This is a genomic window from Paenibacillus sp. JJ-223 (genome assembly GCF_927798175.1).
Taxonomy (GTDB): Bacteria; Bacillota; Bacilli; order Paenibacillales; family Paenibacillaceae; genus Paenibacillus; species Paenibacillus hubeiensis.
In genome coordinates this window covers 60,532-85,509 of sequence record NZ_CAKMMP010000020.1, presented here as the reverse complement: position 1 = coordinate 85,509, position 24,978 = coordinate 60,532, and the positions used below count along the sequence as shown (strand labels likewise).

Below are 24,978 nucleotides of genomic sequence, written 5' to 3'. Positions count from 1 at the left end.
AACAACTTTGCCAAGCGAACAGAACGGGGCTCGGACCGAAGCGGGCAAGCAGCGCTTTGTGATGAAATGTGGAGGAAGCACGCTGGCGGCGTTGCCGGAATCGTTTTTTGCGGATTTGCGGGATCTGCAGGCTCAGGGCATTCAGCCCGTCATTGTGCACGGCGGCGGCCCGGCGATCTCGGACAATTTGGCGAAGCTCGGTATCGAGACCGAATTCGTGAACGGGTTGCGCAAGACGACCGAAGCGGTGTTGGATGTCGTGGAGATGGTGCTCGCGGGCAGCATCAACAAACAGATCGTTCGCCTGATCCAGCGCGTGGGCGGCCGGGCGATCGGATTGTCCGGCGTGGACGGGGGACTCATCCAGGCCAGACCGGTAACGAACCACGCTGAAATTGGCTGGGTTGGTGAAGTAACTGGTGTGGAAGCGCCGATTATTCAAGGCGTTGTGGACATGGGTTACATGCCTGTCATCGCGCCGGTGGGCGTGGATGTGAGCGGGCAGCGTTACAATATCAACGCCGACACGGCGGCTGGAGCAGTAGCATCCCACCTTGGCGTAAGCCGCATGATCGTCGTGACGGACGTGCCTGGCATCATGAAGACGGTACGCGGCGAGAAAAAGGTGCTGCCTTCCGTCTCCGTGCAGGAGATCGAGGACATGATTCAGACCGGAGAAATCTATGGCGGCATGATTCCGAAAGTGCGCGCGGCCATTGCCTGCATTCATGGCGACGTCCGCGAGGTCGTTATCGTGGATGGCAGCGAACCGCAAATTTTGAGCCGCGTGCTTGGCGGAGAAGCGATCGGTACGCGCATTATCCGGATGCCTTAGGAGCTGCAAGGAAAGTAGCGATGCTTTATTTCGTTGCAGCCTCTTAATCGGCATTCCCTACGCATTCATTAAGGAACAGGAGAGTGAAACGGCGATGGCAAAAGACAATGAACAAATCGGCGCTGCTACGGCGGTAGCGGGTGCCGTAGCGGCTGGGGCGGCGCCTTCCGGGCAAACGGAGAGCTCGCTTTTTCAGACATATTCGCGGTATCCCATCAGTCTTGTTAAGGGCAAAGGCAGCTGGGTATGGGACGATCAAGGCAATAAATACTTGGACTTCATGAGCGGTCTTGCGGTAACGAGCCTTGGCCATGCGCCCGATCAAATCGCGGCGAAGCTGAAAGCGCAGATCGATGAGCTGTGGCACGTATCCAACCTGTTCCAAATTCCAGGCCAGGAGAAAGCGGCAGCGCTGTTGACGGCGAATACGTGCGCGGACGCGGTGTTCTTCTGCAATAGCGGAGCGGAAGCGAACGAAGCGGCCATCAAGCTGGCTCGCCGCTATCACCAGAAAGTGAAGGGCACGGACCGCTATGAAGTGATCACGTTTGCCCAATCTTTCCATGGACGCACCTTGGCAACGTTGACGGCAACAGGCCAGGATAAAGTGAAGGAAGGTTTCCTTCCGCTCCCGGCCGGTTTCGTGACCGTACCGCTCCATGATACAGAAGCGCTCGAAGCAGCCATCGGGCCCAAAACGGCGGCGATCATGATTGAAATGGTGCAGGCAGAAGGCGGCGTGCATCCGGTCAAACGCGAATTCGTCGAGCATATCCGGAAGCTGTGCGACGAGCACGGATTGCTGCTGATCGTGGATGAGGTGCAAACGGGCATGGGACGGACAGGCAAGCTGTTTGCGCATGAGCATTATGGCATTGAGCCGGATATTTTCACGGTCGCCAAAGGGATCGGAAGCGGCTTCCCTGTGGGCGCCATGCTGGGTAAAGGATATCTGAAAGATGCGTTTACGCCGGGCAGCCATGCGACTACGTTTGGCGGTACGCCGCTCGCTTCGTCGGTGGTGATCGCCACCGTGGAAACGATGCTGGAGGAACGCGTGCCGGAGCGTGCCGCAGAGACTGGTGAATACCTGATGAATGCACTGCGCGAGAAGCTCGCAGACATTCCGTTCGTGAAGGAAGTGCGCGGCCTCGGGCTGATCGTGGGCATCGAGTGTGCGGAGCCGGTCGGCGATATTATTACGGCTGGGCAAAAGCGCGGCATTCTGTTCGTCAATGCAGGACCGAACGTGATTCGTCTGCTGCCTAACCTGCTGGTGAGCAAGGAAGAGGTTGATCAGGCGGTAACCCTCGTTACGGAACTGATCCAAGAGCATGTTGCTGCTAAAAACGCGTAATTTGTAAGTCCACTCTTCAATTGAAGGTGGTTAAAATATTTCGTTTGCTCCGGGGGCCACTTCCGGCCCTCCGGGTGAACATGTACAGCTGAATCCCTGCAGCCGCATGGCGCCGCGTGAGAATGCAGAAGAGAATGGGTTTTCTTTTCTGCCCAGGCGGGTGCAGGGAACCGGAATGAAGGAGGATACGAATAATGACGCAAGCATCGCAAACCCAAATCAAAAAAATCGACCTTAGAGGCCGGGATTTCATCGAGTTCACGGACTATACGGCAGAGGAAATCCGTTATTTGCTCGATCTGGCCATCGAGATCAAAGGAAAACAGAAAAACGGCGTGCCTTATCAGCCGCTGAAAGGCAAAACGATCGGACTTATTTTCGAAAAATCGTCCACGCGTACGCGGGTATCTTTTGAAGTAGGCATGTTTCAGTTGGGCGGACACGCGCTGTTCCTCAGCAAAAACGATATTCAGCTCGGTCGCGGCGAGACGACGCATGATACGGCGAAAGTATTGTCCCGCTATCTGGACGGAATCATGATCCGTACGTTCGGACATCATAACGTGACTGAATTGGCGGAACATGCAGATATTCCGGTCATCAACGGCCTGAGCGATGCAGCGCATCCATGCCAAGTGCTGGCTGACTTCCAAACGGTGCTGGAGCACAAAGGCAAGCTTGAAGGCTTGAAGCTGGCATACGTGGGCGACGGCAACAACATGGCGCATTCCCTCATGCTGGGTGCGGCGAAAATGGGCATCCATGTCGCAGTTGCTACGCCGAAGGGATACGAGCCGGACAGCGCCATTGTAGAGCAGACACGCAGCATTGCAAAGGAGAGCGGCTCTGAAGTTACCGTAACTTACGATCCGCATGAAGCTGTGAAGGACGCGGACGTGGTATACACGGACGTATGGGCGAGCATGGGCTTTGAAGAGGAGCAAAAAGTGCGCGAGCAAGCATTTGCGGCCTATCAAGTGGACGAAGAGTTGATGAAAGGCGCAAAGCCGGACTACCTGTTCTTGCACTGCCTGCCGGCGCACCGCGGCGAAGAAGTGAGCGAAGGCGTCATTGACGGCCCGAACTCCGTCATCTTCGACCAAGCCGAAAACCGTTTGCATGCACAGAAGGCCTTGATGGCTGCGTTAATGAGCGAATAACCGCCGTTTGCCTCAAAATGGTTGATTTTGAGGACGGGGTTAGCGATGATAGAACAAAGCGAGATTTATCATTATTTATTAATTATATTTTTTGATAGAAGTGGATTTGATGTTTGTGCGTTAACGGAGAGTGCAGAACCAATCTGGAGAAGCGAAGCGCTCGCCTTTATCACCGGATTTGCCCGTTTATAGAGTGATCAAAAAATCCGGGGATAACGAAGATCGGAAGATGGTACTGCAATCGGAGTGGTGTGCACAACCCAACATATTCACGGATATCAACTTTGGGGGAAGCGACAATGGCTAAGGAAAAAATCGTACTCGCCTATTCCGGCGGACTGGACACATCGGTCATTTTGAAATGGCTGAAAGAAACATATGATGCAGAAATCATCGCCTTCACGGCGGATATCGGTCAGAAAGAAGAATTGGACGGACTGGAAGAGAAAGCACTCGCAACGGGCGCGTCCAAAGTGTACATCGACGATCTGCGCGACGAGTTCGCGAAAGATTTCATTTATCCAATGTTCCAGGCAGGCGCTCTTTATGAGGGACAATACCTGCTCGGCACAAGCATCGCACGTCCGCTGATCGCCAAACGCATGGTGGACATCGCACGCGCCGAAGGCGCTACGGCGATCGCTCACGGCGCTACGGGCAAAGGGAACGACCAAGTTCGCTTCGAGCTGAACGCGGCTGCATTGACACCGGATATTCAAGTGATCGCGCCTTGGCGTTTGGAAGAATTCCGCAACCAATTCCCTGGACGTGCGGAAATGATCGCATATGCCGAGAAACACGGCATTCCGGTAACGGCTTCCGCGGCAAAACCATACTCGATGGACCGCAACCTGCTGCACATCAGCTATGAAAGCGGCGTGCTGGAAGATCCTTGGTTCGATCCAAGCTCTGAAGAGAATAAAGACATGTTCCTGCTCAGCAACTCTCCCGAGGATGCGCCGGATCAACCGGAATATCTGGAGCTGGAATTCGAAAAAGGCGATTGCGTGGCCTTGAACGGCGAGCGTTTGAGCCCGCTGCAAGTCATGGAGAAACTGAACGAGCTGGGCGGCAAACACGGCATCGGACGCGTCGACATGGTGGAAAACCGCTTCGTCGGCATGAAGAGCCGCGGGGTATACGAGACGCCGGGCGGCACAATCCTGTTCACCGCTCACCGCAAAATGGAATCCATCACGATGGACCGCGAAGTGATGAACCTGCGCGACAGCCTGATTACGCGTTACAGCACGCTGGTATACAACGGCTTCTGGTTTGCGCCTGAACGCCTTGCCTTGCAAGCACTCGTGACCGAAAGTCAGAAAAACGTGACCGGAACCGTGCGCGTGAAGCTGTACAAAGGCAACATTATCGGCGCAGGGGTTCAAAGCCCTGTCAGCCTGTACAATCCGGACATCGCTACAATGGAAGCTGACCCGACGCAAGCGTATGACCAAGGAGATGCAACCGGCTTTATCCGCTTGAACGCGCTGCGCCTGAAAGTGAACTCCGGCGTAGAGCAAAACAAAAACTAATTCGCGGGCGCCGGGCGTTTTATACGGCTCGGAACGTGCATATACAAGCTGCCAGCGTTGGCATGCATAATCAATGACAAGGCGGGCCGTTCTTGCCGAAACTTCGGCAGGAGCGGCTTTGTCCATGAGCGAAAGGGGAATATTCACCGTGAGCAAGCTGTGGGGCGGACGTTTTACGAAACAAACGAATCATCTGGTGGAGGAGTACACGGCATCCATCAACTTTGACAAAGCGCTGGCTGAGGAAGACATTCAAGGCAGTTTGGCCCATGTGACGATGCTCGGCAAATGCGGCATTTTGCCTGCCGAAGACGTGGAAACGATCAAGGAAGGCCTGATTACCGTGCTGCACAAAATCCGTGCAGGCGAAGTGGAGTTCTCGGTATCTGACGAAGATATTCATATGAACATCGAGAAAAACCTGATCGAAACGATCGGCCCGGTTGGCGGTAAATTGCATACGGGGCGCAGCCGGAACGACCAGGTCGCGACGGACATGCACTTGTACCTGCGCGAGCGCGTGGTTGGTTTTGTCGGCATGCTGCATGCGCTGCAGCAAGCGTTGATCGGGCAAGCGAAGGACAACCTGGATACGATCGTGCCGGGATATACGCATTTGCAGCGTGCGCAGCCGATCCTGTTCGCGCATCATTTGATGGCTTACGTGTCCATGTTCCAACGCGATGCAGAGCGGCTGATGGACAGCTACAAACGCATTAACGTGCTGCCACTGGGCGCCGGAGCGCTTGCCGGAACGACGTTCCCGATCGATCGCCACTTCGTGGCCGAGCAGCTCGGGTTCGACGGCGTTTACGAAAACAGTCTGGATGCGGTCAGCGACCGTGACTTTATCGTGGAGTTCCTGGCAGCGGCGTCCCTGATCATGACGCATCTGTCCCGACTGAGCGAGGAACTGGTGCTGTGGAGCAGCACGGAGTTTGGCTTCGTGGAGCTGGACGATGCGTTCTGCACGGGCAGCAGCATCATGCCGCAGAAGAAAAACCCGGACGTACCTGAACTCGTTCGCGGCAAAACCGGACGTGTATACGGCAATCTGATGGGCTTGCTCACGGTGCTGAAATCTCTCCCGCTTGCTTACAACAAAGACATGCAGGAAGACAAAGAAGGCATGTTCGATACGGTAGCCACGCTGGAAGGCGCGCTGCAATTGTTTGCTCCGATGATCGCGACGATGAAAGTCAACAAAGGTCGCATGCGTCAGGCCGTCAATCAGGACTTCTCCAACGCAACGGACATCGCCGACTTCCTCGTGGGCGAAGGGCTGCCTTTCCGCCAAGCGCATGAAGTCATCGGCAAAACGGTGCTCTACTGTATCCAGAACGGCAAATATTTGCTCGATCTGACGATCGACGAATTCCGCCAGTTCTCCCCGCTGTTCGATGAGCGCATCTATGATGTGCTGCAGCCGGAGGCGGTGGTCAACGCCCGTAACGTTTACGGCGGAACGGCATCCGGCCAGGTTGCCGAAGCGATTGCACGCAGCGAAAAGGTGCTCGAGCTGACGGAGCAGTGGATCGAAAACCGCGGTTAATGTTTGGTCCGAAACGACCGGTTATATACAAAGAAGCAGGGTGAGAGCGTAAGCTCTCGTGCCTGCTTCTTTTTTTGGTAAAAGACGAAGCGGGCAGAATGTAAAATTCTGCTCCGATCGCTCTCGCTTGCCGACTATTCTTTCTTCGCCAATGGCAGCCATTTCAGGACATCCTGGATTTTCGCATCCCAATATCCCCATTCGTGAGCCCCAGGCCCTTCTTCGTAAGTCAGTTGGAAGTCTGTCTGTGCACAGGCCTGTCGGAACGTCTGATTGTCTTCGTAGAGGAAATCCTCTGTGCCGCAGCATTGGTATAAAAGAGGGCGAGGTCCTGTGGAAGCTTGGCTTTCCTTCAGCAGATGGAGCAGATCGTTTTCCGTCCCGGCGATGCTCGGCCCGAAAATGCGTTCCAGCTCCGCGCGGCTAAGTGCGCCGGAAGCGTTGTCCATGTGCGCTGCCATGTCGAGCGCGCCGGACAAGCTGGCTGCGGCCGCATACTGGTCCGGCTTGCGCAGCGCAAGCTTGAAAGCGCCGTATCCGCCCATGGAGAGGCCGGCAACGAAGTTGTCCTCCCGGCGGTCGGACAACGGGAAGAACGAGCGCGCAAGCGCGGGCAGCTCTTCGCTGATAAAGCTCCAGTACCGCCCGCCTTCGGCCATGTCGGTGTAGAAGCTGCGATGGACTTGCGGCATGACGACGGCAATGCCGAGCTGAGCCACATAACGTTCGATCGAGGTGCGGCGCAGCCAGATGGAATCGTCGTCGGACAAACCGTGCAGTAAATACAGGGTAGGATGAAGTCCTTTGCCCGTTACATTTTCCATGCCGATCTGGGTGTGGGTCTGCTGCGGGAGAATGACGTGCATACTTGTGCTCAAGCCAAGCGTATCGGAATAAAAGTTGCAAGTGATCAGTGCCATAACGTGAAGTAACCCCTTTCATTCGTGTTCATACCAAGATTAAATGGATTGTCCCTCTTTTGCAATCATGAATATGGATTTCTCGAACGGTATCCGTTAGCGATGAAAATAGAACGGTAGTCGCATACTTAAATGAAAAAAAAGCGGGTTGATCTCTCAACCTGCTTCTTTGTGATTCGTATCTATTCACGGCTTCTGCCAGCTGCCTGTCGCAACCTCCGTCGACACGTCGCCGCTGCGAGCGACGATATGTCCCCGAACGACGGTACCGGTCACGCTGCACGGGAAGGTATGCCCGATATACAGGCTCTGCTTATGTTTGGCATAATAATTTTCTTCCGTGACCGTAAACGCTTCGTTCAAATCGACGATCGCCAGATCGGCATCCATCCCGATGGCAATGGTGCCCTTGCTGCCCGCGAGACCGAAGCGCTCCGCCGGATTCGATGCCGTCCACGCGGCAACCTGCTCGAGCGGGATGTCGTGCGCCAGTGCCAGTTCCAGGGCCGACAGCAGCGTGAACTGTCCACCGCTAATGCCGCCCCAGGCCTGAAAGAGGTTATAATCTTTCGGGTCCTTCATATCGTACGGACACGGTGAATGGTCCGACGACAGCATATCGAATTTGCCTTGTGCCAGCAGGGCGATTAGCCGTTGCTGCTCGTCTGCTTCCCGCAGTGGAGGCGCGCACTTGGCGATGCTGCCTTTTTCCCGCAGACTATTGTGATTAAAGAGCAAATAATGCGGGCACGTCTCAACCGTTACATTCATGCCGCGAGCCTTCGCCGCCTCGATTTTCGCCACGGCCGCAGCCGAGCTGATATGCACAAAATGCAGCGCGCAGCCGGTTATTTCCGAATAATGCAGTGCGCGTTCCACTGCTTCAACTTCGGCGAGAATCGGGCGAGTCTCCAGATAGTCGTCAGCACTCACAAGTCCCGCCGCTTCCTTTTCCGCTTTCAGCCAGTTGGTGATTGCTGCGCTCTCGGAATGCAAGGCCAGTACCTTGCCGAGTGCTGCAATCTTTTTCATGCCGTTCAGGAGCGTCATGTCGTCCACGGCTTCGAATTCTTTGTTGCCTGTCGTGGACAGGAACGCTTTGAATCCAATCACGCCAGATTCCGCCAAAGGCTGCAGATCGTCTTCGTTACCCGGCACGAGTCCGCCCCAAAGGCCGAAATCGACGAGCGACTTTTCGTTTCCAAGACGAGCCTTATCCAGCAACGCCTCCTCATTCACCGTAGACGGAATGCCGTTCAGCGGCATATCGAAGAAGGTGGTGCAGCCGCCGGCAGCCATCATGGCTGATCCGGTCGTAAAGCCTTCCCAATGCTCGCGGCCCGGCTCGCTGAAATGGACGTGCACGTCGATCATGCCTGGAAGCACATGGAGTCCCGCCGCGTCCCATTCCTGCTCTGTTTCGCCCTCCAGTTTGGCGGCAATTGCCGCAATTTTTCCGTCTTTGACCCCGACATCGACTTTCGTGACACCTTTCGGCAGCACCACGCTGCCGCCGCGTACGATCAGATCGTAACGTTCCATGCGCATCTCTCCTTTTAGGTGGTTTCCAATGTATAGTTGAGACTGTTTATTCAAAAATCGTGCCCTTCTTGAACGATGAGCCTTTGAAAGCGAGTTTGCTCAGCAGCAGGTATGCGATGCCCGCTACGGTAAATCCGATGATCCAGCCGATGTCGACCAGTAGGAATGCTGCGCCTGCTCCGATCAGCATGGCGAGTATGGCGCTCGGATTATAGCCTTTGAAAGCGCCGTTTTCCAGATACAGCTCTACCGTATCGACCTTCTGTTTGCGCAAAATGTAGTATTCGACTAACATAATTGCGACGATCGGACCAAGGAAAGCGGAGTAGATCAGGATGAACATGTTTAAGCCTTTGGCCGAAGAATCCTGCACGAGTACCCAAGGGAAGGAGCAGAGCGCGAGTAATCCGGTTATAATGACGGATGCTTTGTATTTCAGCTTGGTAACGAGCGAGATGACGTAAGCTGGCGGTACGATGTTGGCCACCATGTTGACGGCAACCGCACCGATGACGATGAAGGCGGACACACCAACGGTGATATACGGATTGTCGACGATGACGGCGAATGCTTTGACCGGATTGGAAATGCCTGTCGCCGCGGCCATCATGGCCCCGATCGTCAGGACGAAGCCGTAGGCGATAAAGATGGGCAAGAAGTAAAGCATACTGCGTTTTTTGTCGCTGATGCCGCTTTTGAGCTCACGGGAATAGTCCGCTGCGCTCAGAAAGATCGCCGCATAGTTGCCGAGAAATACCATGATGAAGGCGAAGAAGGGAAGTCCCCATGTCCCCTGAGCGTTCACCCAATGCTCGGCAATTGCCGTGCTGTGGGAATTGAGCAAGATGCCGAACACGTAGACGAGGGCCAGCATGATGACAACGGAAGCGAGCGTCTCCACCCACTTGATCGCATGAAAGCCATAAAGCGAGAGAACGATCTGAACCGCCTGCAGTACCACGAAACAAATCGGGATGCTGTCGAAGCTGCCGCTACTCAGCACCTTCACAATTTCATTCAGCGCCGTTGCCCCGACCCAACTCTGGAAACCGTACCAGACGATGGCAGGCACGCCGCGCAGGAATGAGGAAATCATCGAGCCCTTGATGCCGAACGACATCCGCAGCTGAACAACGTAAGGGATGCCCGTCCGGTAGCCGAATCGATCGTTCAGGGCGAAAATAACGGAAATGATACCGATCGCAATGATCGCGGCTACAAATGTCTGAAACACATTGAGCGTAGCGACGCCAGCGGCAATCAGGCTCGCCCCGAGCGTCATGTTGCCGAGGTTCACGCCGTCCCCGATCCACATAAACATGTAAGATACCGGTCCAATCTTTCTGTCGCTCTCTTGCTTCGGTTTCAGGGAGTCGTCCACACTGATCTTTTCCTGCAGCTGCGTCTCCTCCAACACTCGACCTGCCAAATTCGTAGACATACTCGACCCACTCCCTCGTTTTTATTGGGTGTGCAAGGCTGGTCGGTTTGAAGATTAAACGACCGTTCGGCCAGCCTTTTGCATATATCCCAGATGATTTAATGTAAGATAACATCACTCTAATATGTAATGTATACTGACCTTCGGTTTATGTTTCTTATTTTATCACCTTATCTTCATAAATCATTGACAAAAACGTAGATTGTCATCGGGTTTGCTGTTGAATTTGACTAAAAAAATATTACACATTACGTAAGTTTATATTGTAAGCGCTATATTTTCGGGTTTTGATGTATAAAAGTACAAAGAATTTGATTCAGGTCTCCACGATATTGCTCAGTGTTTTCAGCCCGGCGATTCGGCATTCTACCTTGTCTCCCTGTTTGATCACGACGGAACCGGGCGTTCCTGTTAAAATAATATCTCCCGGATGCAGCGTCATCACATGTGAGAGGAAAGAGATCAGGTAAGCAGGGGAGAACATCATCCTGCTGACGGTATTACGGTGCGCCACTTCACCATTCAGCACGGTCTCGACCTCCAGTTCCGCCAGGCTCGCATATTCATCAACTGTAGTGAGGGTGGCGCCCAGGCTCAGAAACGTGTCGAAGCTCTTGGCGCGCTGCATGAATCGGGGATTGCGAGAGTGGATATCCTTGGCAGTCATGTCGAGCGAGGTCGTGAAACCGGCCACGACACTCATGGCTTCCTCTTCACTGATTCCCTTGCACGTTTGGCCGACGACGATCGCCAGCTCTGCTTCCGCGGTGATTTGCCCCGCTCGATCCGGGAGACGGATGCATTCGCCGGGACCGATCAGCGATGTGTCTGGCTTGAGGAAAATGACCGGTTCGTCCTCCGGCGGACGTCCGGACAGCTCGATTGCTTTTGCCATATAGTTCATGCCTACGCCAATCATTTTCCCCGGCTGGCGGTAAAGCGCACGATAAGAGACTTGTCCGTGCACGAGGGCAGGCAGTTCAGTGAGGAGAGCCTTTCCGCCGCCGGTATACCAGCCGAGCAGAGTGTTTAGTTTGTTTTTTTGCAGCAATGCCAACAGATCCGTTTCCCAATCCGTCCCTTCCCGTCTGTTCAGCCATACCAGCGGGATGATGCCCCGATCCGTCAAAAAGGCGGCTTGCTCCCGTTGTTCGTGTACAATTGTTGCGAGTTTCATCCGCGCACCTCTTCCGTAACATGTTTTGCTGTCCAGTGCAGCAGTTTCATATCCGTATTCGGACCGCCGATAAAGGAAAGTCCAAGCGGTAGCCCGTCCTGGCGGATCACGGGGATGGTAACCTGGGGCAGGCCTGAAAGTCCCGCGATACAGGACAACTGCATGGTCTTCGCCCGGTAATCCTCGGCTTCCAGACCTTGCAGCCCAAGCAGTGGAGCGGGGCCTGGTGCGGTCGGTATTGCCAGGAGCCCGTCTTCGCCCAGCAGTTCAACGAGCTTGCTCCGAATGCGGACGCGCAGTTCGGCTTCTGACGTGCTGGCGGATTCCTCGAGTGTTCCGGCCCATGCAAAACGTTCCGCGATTCCCGGGCCAAACTTCGGACGCTCACTTGTTATCCATTCACCGTGTTCCCGAGCGATTTCCAATCCCTGAAGCACGCGGAACGCCGCCGACCAGTCAATCAGGCTCTCCGTATGTCCTGTCAATCGGACTGCGGATCCACCATCCTGCCAGTCGGTAAGCTGTCGGAGCTTCGTATTCAGAAGCGAGCGGTCTTCGGCTTCGAGCAGGCCCCATGCTTCTTCCGCCGTGAAAAAACGCGTGAATTGCGGTATGTCGCTGCCGGATGGGTGAACTTCCGCGTTTTCACTGAAGGTTTTGCTGACCCGCTCAAAATTCGAAGTGCCTTTGCTCTGTTCCAGCAGAACGCTTCCGACGTCTAATAAAACGTTCGCAGTCCGGCTCATCCAGCCGACCGTATCAAAACTGCGTGCCAGTGGAATGACGCCTTCTGACGATACGGCTCCGTGCGTAGGGCGGAAGCCATATAGGCCGCAGTATGATGATGGAATGCGTACTGAACCGCCAGTATCCGTTCCTATGGCAAAGTCGACCAGCCCCGCCGCAGCCGCGACGGCCGAACCGCTTGACGAACCGCCGGGGATCCGGTCGGGTGCGGCGGGGTTGACCGGCGTTCCGTAATGGGCGTTCTCCCCGTTCAGGCTGTACATCAGCTCGTCGGTCTGCGTCGTGCCTTCGAGTTTTGCGCCGTTTGCCAACAAGGCCAGTAATGCCGGAGCGGTAGATTCGGCGGGTTTGTGCGTGCGCAGCCAATCCGGGTTGCCGGCGCCGCTTGTTACGTCCTTGATGTCGAAGACGTCTTTGACTGCAAAAGTCAATCCGGTGAGCCGGCCTGTTCCGGTGCACGGCAGCTTGATTGAAGCGTCGACGAAAGCTCCCCATTTGTCGGCCTTGGGCGGATTATTTTCCGCCTCAGCGTTTCGTTTTGATACCTCTGTATGAACCTCGTGTATTCCTCTCATTATGTTTCTCCTTTCGTTTATGAATCGAGGTGGAGAGCGCTCCGGGAAGAATGGGTTTCTCCTTAATCATGTACTCGATCATCGTTCAAGCCCGCTGCCCCTGCTTACCGTGCGGAGTGGAAGCGGACCCGGTCCAGCAGCAATGCCAGTAAAATGCCGACCAGCAGGCCGTTTCCGAGCAGTGGACGCAGCAGTGGGGGCAGCGAAGAGAAGGTTGATGACGGCAATCCCATAACGATAATTCCGACAAATAAAGGCGCTGCCGTCCGGTACAGGTTCGCCGCATCCATACGAATTTGGCCGAAATATTGCAGCGAAGAGCCAAGCAGCCGCAAATACGTCACCAACAGCACGGCGCTCCCGATGCTTAGCGGCAGTTGCGTCAGTACAGCACTGACTGCCGGAATCAGGCCGATTCCGAAGAACAGCAAACCGCCGATCACGAAGGGGAGCCGATCCCGGATGCGGGTTTGCTGGAGAAAACCCACGGACGAAACATAAGGTGCATATGGCACAAGCCCCAGTAGCCCGGACACGACCGCGAGCACGCCGCTGATCGTGAAGGAGCGTCGGTACTGACCTCCAGATGCCTCATGTTCGTAAATGCTGTCGGTTCCTTTCAATGCCCCGAATGTATTCGAGGTGTTGACTAAACCGGCGATGACTGCAATGGCTACAACGCCGGTGTCGAGTCCATCCGAAGGTCCGCCGAGCGGGAACCAGCCCGCTTCCAGCTTGCCTGATCCGGCTGTTGCGCTCTCTCCGCCGAAGATCAGCACAAACAGCGCCCAACCGCCCAAAATGCCGATCAGCAGCGCATATTGTCCGATCGCGGCTCTGGCTTTTACCGACAGAACGGCGACGAAAATGGCCACTGCTGCGGCTAAGAGGAAAATGCTTGGCTGAATGACCGAGGCTTCGGAGGAAGAACCTGCTGATATGCCGAGCATGCCTTCGAGAAAAATCGTGTTCAACCTGCAGCCGAGCAGGAACATGAATACTGCCATCACACCTGGCGTAAACAGTTTCGATAATGGAGCGGCCAATCCGCATACACTGATCAGAACTGTGATTACGCCTGAGATCATGATTCCGACCGCCAGACTGCCGCCCAGTTCCGTTAGCGAAATGCCCAGAGACGGCGCGGATGCGCTGAGGCTCAGGATAACGCCCCACCATAATCCGGACTGTCCTTCCATGACAGCTCTTTGATGCCCAAGCCCTGCTTGTACGACACAGGCAAGCCCTGTCAGGACAAATGAGCATTGAATCAAAAATTGAATTTTCTCCTGCGGCAGCCCGAAGGCTGCTCCGACGGTGATCGGAATGACGACCGTATTCGTGAACAAAAAAAACAGCCACTGCAGCCCCGCCAGACCCGAGCGCAGCGAGATCAAATGGTTCATACTTCACCTTCCGCTTGGAGCTTCGTTGAATTCGTTCAAGCGGCGCAACCATGCGCAGAACGCTTTTCATCGAAGCTGGATTTATGCAAAAGGATTCCGGAGGTTTCCGGAATCCTTTGTAACTGAAAATCAGTGTGAACGGACGCCGAGTCTTGTTCTTCGCGTCGTAGCCCGTCTTAGCTTTGCGATGCAACATCTAACCGTGCTTGTTCATACACATCAAGCGCCTCTTGCACGCCGCGCCCGATCACGATCGGAGCGTTATGTCTGATCAGCACAGCTTCCAGCGCGGACAGAACGAAGAGGACGTTCTCTTTGCGGCAGCTGTAGCCCATCGTGCCGATCCGCCAAATCTTCCCGTGAAGCGGGCCGAATGAGCTGGCAATCTCGATGCCGAACTGTTGTAGAAGCATGGTTCGGACGGACTCGCCGTCGACACCTGCCGGAATATTCACGCAAGTCACGACCGGCAGCTTCCATGCGACGTCGTTGAATAACTCCAGGCCCATGCCTCGGATGCCGGCCATCAGTGCCTTTTCGTGCAGTTTATGTCTCTCGAAGCGTTCTTCGAGTCCTTCGTCGAGCAGAATGCGCAGGCCTTCGCGCAGCGCGTACAGCATGGACGTGGCCTCCGTATGATGATTCAGCCTGCGCGGTCCCCAGTAATCCTGCAGCTGGCTTAAATCCAGGTAGTTGCTGCGGATCGGCTGCGCGACGTTCCGGCGGTCACTGTCGATCGCGACGCCGCGCTCGACCTTTTTCCGGCTCGCCAGAATACGCTCGACTCGCTCGTTATAGGTGACTGGAGCCATCCCGGACGGCACGGAAATGCATTTCTGCGTTCCGCCGATGACCGCGTCAAGCTGCCATTCGTCCACTTTGACCGGCGCGCCGCCGATCGAAGCGACCGCATCGACGACTGTCAGCACGCCTCGCTCGCGACAAGCTGGTCCGATTTTGTCCAATGGCTGCATGCAGCCTGTTGAAGTTTCTCCGTGCACAATGGCTAAAATTTTCGGCTGTATGCGCTCAACTTCATCGATGACGGCTTGTTGGTCGAACACTTCTCCCCATGGACACTCCATGAAGTGAAGCTCGGCACCATAACGCTCTGCAATCTCGGTCAACAGATGGCCAAAGCGGCCGAAGATCGGAATGAGTACCTTGTCGCCTGGTTCGATCAGACTGCAGAGTACGGCTTCCAGGCCGGAGCGGGAAGTGCCGTCGACAGGGAAGGCCCACTGGTTCGCCGTCTGGAACGTCTGCCGCAACATGTCCATGGTTTCGTTCATCATCCGCGTGAATTCCGGATCGAATTGGCCCAGAATCGGCGTCGCCATCGCGCGCAGCACTCTTGGATCAGCCTCGACCGGCCCCGGCGTCATAATCGTTCTCAAAGGTGCATGGATTTCCCGGTACTTCGTCATCTCGTAACGCCTCCTGATTGTTTGTTCAATAAGCCAACTTATACAGCAGGTCGATCAGCAGGCGCACGCCGCGCTGCAAATCTTCCGTATTCGTAAATTCCTCCGGCGAGTGGCTGATGCCGCCCCGGCTCGGTACAAACAACAGCGCCGTCGGACAATAGATCCCGAATACCTGTGAGTCATGTCCCGCCCCGCTGGTCATCGTTTTGTACGAAATGCCTTTCTGCTTCAAAATATCTTCGGCAGTCGCGCTCAGTACAGAGTCCATCGCGACCGGCGACTCGTCCATCCATTTCCGGCAAACGACGTCTGTTCCATGTTCGGCTGCGATTTTGTCGAATTCGCCAAAGCATTCTTCGCAGAACAACCGTATTCTCTCCGCATCGCTGTGCCGCACGTCCAAGCTGAAGGTGACCTCTCTAGCAATCACGTTTCCGACATTTGGCTTGACATCCATCCGGCCGACGGTGGCGACCAGTCCGCTCTCGTCCGCTTTGGCACGATGCGTTAGCAGCCGGATCAATTCGGCTGCGGTAAACATCGCATCGTGACGCCAATGCATCGGCGTCGTGCCGGCATGATTGCTCTCGCCGCGAACCGTAATATCGTAGCGGCGCTGTCCGACGATATGACTGACAACGCCGATGGATTTCCCTTCGCGCTCCAGCACCTGGCCTTGCTCGATGTGCAGTTCGATAAAGCATTCCAGGTCGCGGCGCTCCGGCTGCGGATGCTGTCCGAATCCGAACCCTGCATCCCGCATCGCTTGCTCGAACGGAACGGCGTTGGCGTCCTTGATGTCGCGAACCTTCTTCCGGCTCTTGACTCCGGTAATATTGCCGGAGCCCCAGTAGGTCATCGGAAAGCGGCTTCCTTCTTCTTCGCATAGTGACACAACCTCGATCGGCTTGAGCGGCAGGCCATAATGGGTCAGTAAATATTCCACGGCAATCAGCGCGGCGACGATGCCGTAGGCTCCGTCATATTTTCCGCCGCCTTTCACTGTGTCGATATGCGAACCTGTCAGTATGACACGCGCTTCGGGATCACGGCCGGCAACGCGGCCGAAGAGATTGCCGACATCGTCGTAGCGGGCAGACAACCTGATTTTTTCCATTTTCTCTTTGATTGCCCGCTGGGCAGCTATCCAGGCGGGGTCATACAGCAGCCGTGTCACCCCGCCGCTTTCGTCTCCCCCGTGGGAGGCCAGCCATTCGATCATGTTTTCGACCTGTTCGGATAAGGCTGACGGATTCGGCTGTTCGATCATCAATGTAATCTCTCCCCATTCCGGCACCACAAGCTTTCCAACCGGTGTTATATTTGTTAACTTGGCAATATGATTAATTAATCGTAAAATAAAACAAAAGGGAAATCATTCACGTAAATGTAGAAGAATTAGAAAATTTATTAGTCATGTTAACCAAAGGGTGAGGGAACGATGAAACTGGATGATCTGCTGAAGCTGCCGGTGTTTGATGGGACTGCCATTGTCGCGGGAGCGAAGGGGGTGAATCGGGAAGTTTACACCGTCAATATGATGGATGCCCCCGATATCATTCCTTACCTGAAAAGAAATGAATTGCTTGTTACGACGGCCTTTCATTTTAAGGACGATCTGCCGGCACTCCTGGAGTTGATCCGGCAGATGAGTCGTCAGGACTGTGCGGCCCTCGGCATAAAAAGCAAACGGTTCCTTGGCGGTATTCCCGAGTCGGCGGTCCGGCTTGCGGACGAGCTGGGACTGCCGCTGATGGAACTGCCTGTGGAACCGTCACTCGGGGATATCGTCAATAAATCGTTGAGTCATATCCTCGACGTGCGGACAACCGAACTGCACAATGCCATGAAGACGCATCGACAATTCACTCAGCAGATTATGAGCGGCCAGGGCATTCCGAAGCTGCTGGACCAACTGGCTTCCCTGCTGCGGTTGCCTGTTCTTCTGCTTGGTCCTTACCTGCAGCCGATCTGCGGTCGCTTCTCCGCTGCCTCCACCGCGGTTCGTTTTGAAAATATGCTGTCCGGAGGCAGTCGTGTTCATGTGGCACCTTCCATTTTCTCCGCTTTCTCCTTGCTGGACGGAGAACGACAGGCGATCACGCTGTTTCCGGTGTATACCCATAGACAACTGCATTACCTATGTATTGAGGGTTTCGTTTTGCCGACCGAACGTTCGAGTATTCTGACCGTGGAACAAGCGACCAATGTCATCGCGTTCGAGCTGATGAAGGACAACGCGCTCAAGCAAAATCGTCGCCAGATCCAGAACGAGTTTTTCGCTAACTTCATCGGGGGTTCGTTCTCGAGCAGTGAGGAGATCGCCAGCCGAGGCCGGGAATTCGGCCTGTCTTCACACCAGCGGTATATCTGCGCGGTCGGCAAGCTCGATGGTACCGACAAAACGACCTCGTTTATGCAGTACAAAGCGGAGCAGGACCGCATCGCCGAACATCTCGAAGCGGAACTGGCCCATTTCCGCCATCCGCTGCTTTTGTTCAACCATGATCGCTCATACGTGTTCTTGATGCCGCTGGTCCATGAATGGAAAGAGGTTGAACCTTCTTTTGTGGCGCTTCTGGAACGCCTTCAGTTCAAAATCGCTGCTCATTACGGAGCGGAACTGTCGTTCGGCGTCAGCGGTTATGCGCAGCCTCTTGCCCAAATCCCTGTCTCTTATAAGGAAGCGAACGAAGCGCTATACTTCGGCAGCATGGCGGGCAAGACACGTTTTATTGAACATTATCAGCCCAAAGAAGTGCCCGAAATTTTGCGCATGATCCCACACGATCATTTGCGGAAGTTTTACACCGACACGATGCAAGGTTTCACAGATGAGACGCTTAAGGATCATCATATGCTGCTCCAGACGCTGTCTGTTTACCTGGAGACCCATTGCCAACTTGCCGAAACGGCGAAGCGGCTGTACATCCATCGCAATACGGTTATTTACCGATTGGAAAAATGCGAGGAGATTATCGGCCGGAGTCTTAAAGATCCGGAGGAAACGCTGCGTTTGCGTATGGCATTCAGAATTAAAGCGTTGCTGCCGGAAAACGGAATGGAGACGAAGTAAGGAAACAAACGAAGAAGATATCCGTGCCGAGAGCGGCGGACTTTCCTGACGGGGGAGTCCGTCGTTTATTTTTGTTAACGGTGCCGTTGGAGTGGGTTTCATCTCCGGGTATAGAAGTGTGTTTCCCGGGAATCATTGAATTATGATTTACAACGTAACAATGTTATGTTACGATGTTTGCGACGAAAGGGAGGTTCGAAAATGACGGATGATTTGATCTCCAAAAAAGAATTGCTGGACCTGACGGGCATATCCTACGGCCAGTTGTACCGCTGGAAACGGAAAAACCTCATTCCCGAGGAATGGTTTATCCGAAAGTCTTCTTTTACCGGGCAGGAGACGTTTTTCCCAAGACAGCAAATACTGCAGCGCATCGATAAAATTTTGAATATGAAAGACGGCTTGTCCCTGGACGAATTGGCCGATGTGTTCTCGCCTACCCTTGGGGAAGTACAGATGTCAGCAAAACAGCTGATAGACCGAAACATTGTTACGGAGCTTTCGCTTGGTTTATTGAAGGAAGCTGGACGCGAGCAGCCGCAGTATGCACTTGAGCAGATCATGATGCTTTACGTTCTGGAGAAGCTGCTTATGGGCGGGGACATTACACGCCAGGAGGGAGCTCTGCTCATTGGCGTCATGGCGGAGCATTATTATCGGTTTGCCGGCAAGCCGTGCGAGCTGCTGTTATTGCGCAAAATGGGCGTGCCTGCATTCATGCTGGCCGGCGCGGGAGCGGAGATTTACTTTGACGACGGGGTAAAGGTCGTCCTGCGATTGCCGCTCGGCACGTTCATGGAAGAATTGAAACTCAAATTGGGATAGGGAGAGATTGCACATGGAAGAACGGGATTTGCGCAATGATCTGAATGTATCTGGTGTGAGCAAGGCGGCCGGAGGGCAATTCCATCGCGTGCGGATCGATGGGGTGGCCAAAATCAACGGAGACCTGGATTGCACCTCCATGGACGTCAATGGAACATTGCGCCTTGAGGGTGGGGTAGATGCAGAGAGCGCCACGATCAACGGCGTGTGTACGATGAACGGCCCTCTCCGCTGTGAGCGCGCTCGCATTGACGGGCTGGCGACCATTCACGGCGATTTGAAAAGTCCTGAATTGGATGTCAACGGAAAATGCAGCGTGCACGGAAGAGTGGATGGGGAGCGTATCGACATTGGCGGCATGGTCAGCGTTGATGGTGATGTGCAGTGCGAATCGCTCCATGTGCAGGGCAACATCAAAATCAGTGGTTTGCTGAACGCAGGGTCTGTGGAGATCAGGCTTCATACGGCCTCTTCGGCCAAGGAAGTTGGGGGTGAAACCATCGATATCCGCAGCAGGGAACAAGGCGGGTTCTGGAAAAGCATCGGTCTGGGCGGCAAACCATCTTTCAAGGCCGATCTGATCGAGGGAGACGAAGTCGTGCTTGAGAATACGGAAGCGGATATCGTGCGAGGCGGCAAAGTCCATATTGGACGAGGATGCAAAATCCGGCTGGTCGAATATTCGAACATGTTGGATGTCGATGGGGATGCCGTTGTAGGCAGCAGCAAACGTATATAAGAGAAGCGATGTGAGGAGAGAGGAAGGTGGAATCGTATATGGATCGTCAAGCTAAGGGTTCATCGGCGCAGCCTGGGGACATCAGCATTACCGGGGAGAGCAGCTGGGCAGGCGGTGAATACCGCAAAGTCAAAGTCGTGGGTGATTCCACGTTTAATGGTGCTACGCGCTGTCGCCAATTCAAGTGCACCGGGACATCGGTGGTGAAGGGTTCGCTTGATGCGACCGAAATCAAAGTGACGGGAACCCTCGCTTTGGTGGCTGCAGAGGATGGAGGCAGGGGCCAGGCTCCGGGGAACGAAACAACCGCTTCCGGTCGAGAAAGCCAATATGATCTTAAGGCGGAAGAGGTAAAAGTGTTAGGCGAGCTGCATGTGGCCGGAAACTGCCAGGCAGAGCGGATTCGGCTGACCGGGCGCATTGAGGTAGGAGGCATGCTGAGCGCCGAACAGCTGAGCATTCAATTGAAAGGTCCATCCAGGGTCCATGAGATCGGCGGTTCCCGAATTGAGATCGGGCGGGGCCGTGGAAGGCTGATTCAAGGGCTGCTCGGGCAGCATGCCGTGGCGACGCTGAAGGCGCACGCGATTGAAGGAGACGTTATCGAATTGGAGGATGCTGAGGTTGACGTCGTCAGGGGTCATCGGGTCGTCATCGGCCCGGGATGCCGAATCGGTTTGGTGGAATATACGGAGTCGCTGCAGGTCCATCCTCAAGCGGAGGTTAGGGAGCAGCGCAATCGGTCTCGGGACTGATTAACCCCGGAAGCATTTCGGCTATACTAGTCCAGTCGAAAATTGAATAGATCGCGGAATGGAGAGATTGGATTACCATGGCTGTACGGAAAAACAAAATTGGATTGGTGCTGGCAGGGCTGCTGCTCAGCATCCTGATGGCTTCGATGGACAATACCATCGTGGCTACGGCGATGGGAGACATCGTCGGCAAACTCGGGGGACTGGACAAATTCGTATGGGTCACCTCCGCCTACATGGTCGCCGAGATGGCAGGCATGCCGATTTTCGGCAAATTGTCCGACATGTACGGACGCAAGAGATTTTTCGTGTTCGGCATATTGGTATTTATGCTGGGATCTGCCTTGTGCGGCACGGCAACGTCCATCGTTGAACTGACGATGTACCGGGCCGTGCAAGGGATCGGGGCAGGCGCTTTGGTGCCGATTGCGTTCACGATCATGTTTGACGTGGTTGCGCCGGAAGCGAGAGGCAAGCTAGGCGGTTTGTTCGGCGCGGTATTCGGGCTTTCCAGCGTATTCGGTCCGCTGCTCGGGGCGTACATTACGCAATACGCGGCATGGGAATGGGTATTTTACATTAATTTGCCGCTCGGTCTGATCGCGTTTGTGTTTATCGCGTTTTTCTATAAGGAGTCGCATCAGCATCAATCCCAGCAGATCGACTGGCTGGGGGCGGCGACGCTGATCGGCGCGGTCGTGTGCCTGATCTTTGCGCTCGAGCTTGGCGGCAAGGCGTATGCATGGGATTCGGCGCAGATTCTCGGCTTGTTTGCCGGATTCGCCGCGTTGACCCTGCTGTTCCTGTATGCGGAGAGCAAAGCGAAGGAACCGATCATTTCGTTTGCCATGTTCCGCACCCGGGTGTACTGGTCCAGCAATGTCATGGCGATGTTCAGCGGGGCGGCATTCATTACCGCTTCGGTGTACATTCCGATTTTCATTCAGGGTGTGCTCGGCGGAAAAGCCACGAATTCGGGGCTCGTACTGCTGCCGATGATGCTGGGTTCCGTCGTCACGGCCTCGATGGGCGGTGTGTTGATGACCAAAGTCCGGTATCGCAGCATCATGATTCCTACGCTTGCACTGCTCGTGGTTGGACTTGGTCTGCTGACGACACTGGATGAGAACTCTTCCTTGTGGACGATCCGGATTTTCATGGTGCTGATTGGTCTCGGCGTGGGCGGTTCCTTCTCGGTGCTCAGCAATGCGGCCATGAACGCGTTCGAGCCGCGCCAGCGCGGTGCCGCGAGTTCAACGCTGAATTTTCTGCGATCCTTGGGCATGACGATGGGCATCACCATTTTCGGAATCGTGCAAGGGCATGTCTTTACGCAAAAAATGGGTGAGGCTCTCGGTGGCGGCGCGGCGGGCAGCGGAGCAGCCGCAGGCGGCATACCGCAGGGCATGGACCTGGCCGACCCGCATGCGCTGCTCTCGCCGGAGCTTAGGCAGGCGATCCCGCCCCAAGTGCTGGAGGCTATTACGCATGCGCTCTCCTCTTCCATCGTGCAGCTGTTTGCCTGGGCCATCATTCCGGCCGCGTTGGCCTTGATCGCCGCGTTTTTTATGGGCAAGGACAAAATGGTTGTGGGCGAGGAGCAGGGAGAGTATACGGCAGGCCACTAAGTGGGAAGTTTGGTTCATGTTTTGCTGAGCATATTCCATCACGCAAACTTGCTATTGCAATGAACGACTCGTTCGAAGCATCGGCAGCAGGCAAGCGTTGTGGAGGAGCATCCAATCCATGCTTGGCGTGATCCATCAAAACAGAATCGTACATGCAGCAAACGAACGCAAACATACACAATGAAATGTTAATTATCCGCATCACTAACATCATCGAGGGACCGTCCAGTCATAAATATGACAGGGGCGGTCCTTTTGATGTGGAGCGAACAAGCTGTAACGAATCTGAGACACCTTATTCCTTGAAAATCAGCATGTGGAAAATTGTAATGAACCTGACGCACGTTATTTCAAGGGGATTGCGCCTAAACAGCGCATTTTCCTATAATAGCTTGTCCTGGGTTCGTTACAATTTTTGAGTGTGCAAAAGCCTCCATATAACGCGTGTGAAGTTCGTAAGCGTACTCGCGATTAGCTCCAAGTCGCAGTGAACCAGCCTACCAGCCCCGAGCACACCTGGAGAATGATAAAGGAGCGCAACCATCCGAACCTCACCGTTCGTATAAGGTTGCGCTCCTTTTATCACATCGGGCACATGAATACACAAGTGCAATCTATGGAAGCTTCTGTTGCAAATACCGCGTCATGCTCTTCAGCAAACTATGTCGATAGATGCATAAACCTTCTGCGCCTTCGCATGCCTACATTGAACTCACCCGAGATTGACCCTGCATGACCTGTTCGCCCTGCCCTCGGGACCATCATCTCCAAACTTTCCCTCAGGGGCGGCTGCTGCTGACCCCATCCTCCACGACGGACGGTTCCTGCAGATCGGGCAGGCTGCTGTGGCCCGAGCGGGCAATCAGGCGGTTTTGCGCTTTGTACGTGTCTCGCGAGATCGTTTGGGTTTCCACGACTTTGCCGTCGACTTTTTTGATGCGAACGGTTTCTACGATATATCCCGGTTGGCCGTTTTGGAGAACCTGCTCTACGCCTTCGGGCAGCACGTTGCTTGAGACGTATTTCACCGGAACGCCGAGCGTTTCGACCGTCCGGGATTCCAGCTCATAGGTGACATTCTCGGGGAATGTGCCGAAAAATTTGACGGTGAGGTATCCGCCCTGAACCTTGGCATGGATCAGCAGCGACTTCCCGGTATTGTTTTTGAAACGGAAATTGATCGCTCCCGAGGCGAAAGTGGCATCAAGCCCTTTCGGCAAATACTTGACCGGCAGGGAATGATTGCGGCGCTCGACGATGTCCAGTCCCGTCAAAAGGGCGGCATTGTATACGGTGCTTGATACTTGGCAAATGCCGCCGCCGATGCCTGGCGTCAAGCGGCCGTTCACGATCACCGGAGCTTCACGGAAGCCGTATTCTTTTTCGGCCTTGCGAATGACCTTTTCATAGTCGAACATGCCCCCCGGAGGCAGAATCATGCCGTCTACCGCCTGGGCCGCCGAGCTGACGTTATGTATCCGTCCGTTGCTGCTGTTTCCCAAGCTTGTGGAGAACTGGACGATTTTCCGTTCGATGCCTTCCTGCTGCAACGAATGCACGGTCACCTCGGGTTGCTGAGTGTACAGAGGGAGCCGAACCGACACGGGTTTGCGTTCCGTGGCGGAGTCTATTCCGGTAAAATCATGAGGCAGCTTGGCTGCCATCAGGCTTGCCAGCTCATCCCAGGCGATCCGGCGGGCGCCTTTCTCGGGGATGTATTGTACTTTGTCGCCTGCGGTGATGCGGCGGACGGCGTTCGCGGGCGATCCGAAGGTCTCTTTTTCCCATTCCGGATTCAATCTCTTCTTGAGGATGCCTGCATCATACGACATGTCCAGCGACCACGTCTCGGCGAAATGATAGCGCGCATAGGCACGTTCCCATACATCCCCTTCCTCCAACGCCTTAACGGCGGACCGGAATGCGTCTGCTCCATAGCGGGCTCCCGTTTCGGATGCCGTGAATTGCAGTGTTTGGGGTTCCGGTTCGACCACTTCAAGCGAGACGGGCCAGTCCGATAGCTGTTGCAATCGCTCGTCCAGCGTGCTCAAAACACTTTTACGGGGCTGTCCCCCCACGGACCAACCGCCAACGACGACTTCTTTGGGGAGGTTAGGCTGGTTCACGTACATATAGAGCACACCGTAAGAAGCGGAACCGAGAAGGAGTAACGAAAAGAGGGCAATGACCGTCAAATGTATTTTTTTCATCAGCGTACGCTCCTTTTGGCTTCTGTTGTTCCGTCATTTGCAACATGCTTTATCTATATGATCCAAGGTTG

Annotated in this window: 19 protein-coding genes; 10 read left to right on the top strand and 9 right to left on the bottom strand. The window is 54.7% G+C overall.

Features of this window, described 5'->3' with window-relative positions; translation table 11 throughout:
* The first annotated feature begins 61 nt into the window (after positions 1-61).
* The 5 genes from argB (at position 62) to argH (ending at position 6,439) form a co-directional block, all read left to right on the top strand.
* Positions 62-835: an acetylglutamate kinase gene (gene argB, locus L6H98_RS27580; RefSeq protein ID WP_236420947.1), complete on the top strand. Its 774-nt coding sequence runs from the start codon at positions 62-64 to the stop codon at positions 833-835.
* Between the two features lie 94 nt (positions 836-929).
* The gene (locus tag L6H98_RS27575) at positions 930-2,192 is read left to right on the top strand and encodes an acetylornithine transaminase (RefSeq protein WP_236420907.1); all 1,263 of its coding nucleotides are present in this window, start codon (positions 930-932) and stop codon (positions 2,190-2,192) included.
* A gap of 194 nt (positions 2,193-2,386) precedes the next feature.
* Positions 2,387-3,352 (top strand): ornithine carbamoyltransferase, encoded by a 966-nt coding sequence (gene argF, locus L6H98_RS27570; protein WP_236420906.1) that lies wholly within the window; start codon positions 2,387-2,389, stop codon positions 3,350-3,352.
* Positions 3,353-3,651: 299 nt separating this feature from the next.
* Entirely contained in the window at positions 3,652-4,887 is a 1,236-nt protein-coding gene (locus tag L6H98_RS27565; RefSeq protein WP_236420905.1) for an argininosuccinate synthase, read from the top strand.
* Positions 4,888-5,035: 148 nt separating this feature from the next.
* A complete protein-coding gene (gene argH / locus L6H98_RS27560; protein ID WP_236420946.1) occupies positions 5,036-6,439 on the top strand; it encodes an argininosuccinate lyase in 1,404 nt (467 codons plus the stop codon).
* Positions 6,440-6,573: 134 nt separating this feature from the next.
* Here the strand turns inward: argH and L6H98_RS27555 are convergent, their stop codons facing one another.
* The 8 genes from L6H98_RS27555 to allC all read right to left on the bottom strand — a co-directional run bounded on the left by L6H98_RS27555 (position 6,574) and on the right by allC (position 16,944).
* Positions 6,574-7,359: an alpha/beta hydrolase family protein gene (locus L6H98_RS27555; RefSeq protein WP_236420904.1), complete on the bottom strand. Its 786-nt coding sequence runs from the start codon at positions 7,357-7,359 to the stop codon at positions 6,574-6,576.
* A 186-nt stretch (positions 7,360-7,545) separates the two neighbouring features.
* Positions 7,546-8,901 (bottom strand): allantoinase, encoded by a 1,356-nt coding sequence (locus tag L6H98_RS27550; protein ID WP_236420903.1) that lies wholly within the window; start codon positions 8,899-8,901, stop codon positions 7,546-7,548.
* A 46-nt stretch (positions 8,902-8,947) separates the two neighbouring features.
* On the bottom strand, positions 8,948-10,342 hold the full coding sequence (locus L6H98_RS27545) for an NCS1 family transporter (protein ID WP_236420902.1): 1,395 nt from the start codon (positions 10,340-10,342) through the stop codon (positions 8,948-8,950).
* Between the two features lie 316 nt (positions 10,343-10,658).
* Entirely contained in the window at positions 10,659-11,519 is an 861-nt protein-coding gene (locus L6H98_RS27540) for a fumarylacetoacetate hydrolase family protein (protein WP_236420901.1), read from the bottom strand.
* Positions 11,516-12,841, bottom strand: a complete 1,326-nt coding sequence (locus L6H98_RS27535) for an amidase (protein ID WP_236420900.1) — start codon at positions 12,839-12,841, stop codon at positions 11,516-11,518. Before L6H98_RS27535 ends, L6H98_RS27540 begins: the two co-directional genes overlap by 4 nt.
* A gap of 104 nt (positions 12,842-12,945) precedes the next feature.
* Positions 12,946-14,247: a uracil/xanthine transporter gene (locus tag L6H98_RS27530; RefSeq protein WP_236420899.1), complete on the bottom strand. Its 1,302-nt coding sequence runs from the start codon at positions 14,245-14,247 to the stop codon at positions 12,946-12,948.
* 176 nt (positions 14,248-14,423) lie between these two features.
* Entirely contained in the window at positions 14,424-15,674 is a 1,251-nt protein-coding gene (locus tag L6H98_RS27525) for an alanine--glyoxylate aminotransferase family protein (RefSeq protein ID WP_236420898.1), read from the bottom strand.
* Positions 15,675-15,699: 25 nt separating this feature from the next.
* Positions 15,700-16,944: an allantoate deiminase gene (gene allC / locus L6H98_RS27520; RefSeq protein ID WP_236420945.1), complete on the bottom strand. Its 1,245-nt coding sequence runs from the start codon at positions 16,942-16,944 to the stop codon at positions 15,700-15,702.
* Between the two features lie 171 nt (positions 16,945-17,115).
* Between allC and L6H98_RS27515 the strand changes: the two genes are divergently transcribed.
* The 5 genes from L6H98_RS27515 to L6H98_RS27495 all read left to right on the top strand — a co-directional run bounded on the left by L6H98_RS27515 (position 17,116) and on the right by L6H98_RS27495 (position 22,697).
* Positions 17,116-18,750 (top strand): PucR family transcriptional regulator, encoded by a 1,635-nt coding sequence (locus tag L6H98_RS27515; RefSeq protein WP_236420897.1) that lies wholly within the window; start codon positions 17,116-17,118, stop codon positions 18,748-18,750.
* 201 nt (positions 18,751-18,951) lie between these two features.
* The gene (locus L6H98_RS27510) at positions 18,952-19,575 is read left to right on the top strand and encodes a YhbD family protein (protein ID WP_236420896.1); all 624 of its coding nucleotides are present in this window, start codon (positions 18,952-18,954) and stop codon (positions 19,573-19,575) included.
* 13 nt (positions 19,576-19,588) lie between these two features.
* On the top strand, positions 19,589-20,314 hold the full coding sequence (locus L6H98_RS27505; RefSeq protein WP_236420895.1) for a polymer-forming cytoskeletal protein: 726 nt from the start codon (positions 19,589-19,591) through the stop codon (positions 20,312-20,314).
* 38 nt (positions 20,315-20,352) lie between these two features.
* Entirely contained in the window at positions 20,353-21,069 is a 717-nt protein-coding gene (locus L6H98_RS27500) for a hypothetical protein (RefSeq protein WP_236420894.1), read from the top strand.
* A 77-nt stretch (positions 21,070-21,146) separates the two neighbouring features.
* Positions 21,147-22,697, top strand: coding sequence for an MDR family MFS transporter (locus L6H98_RS27495; RefSeq protein ID WP_236420893.1), 1,551 nt, complete (start codon positions 21,147-21,149; stop codon positions 22,695-22,697).
* Positions 22,698-23,476: 779 nt separating this feature from the next.
* On the opposite strand, the gene L6H98_RS27490 is transcribed toward L6H98_RS27495, so the two are convergent.
* On the bottom strand, positions 23,477-24,907 hold the full coding sequence (locus tag L6H98_RS27490; protein ID WP_236420892.1) for a VanW family protein: 1,431 nt from the start codon (positions 24,905-24,907) through the stop codon (positions 23,477-23,479).
* Positions 24,908-24,978: the final 71 nt, after the last annotated feature.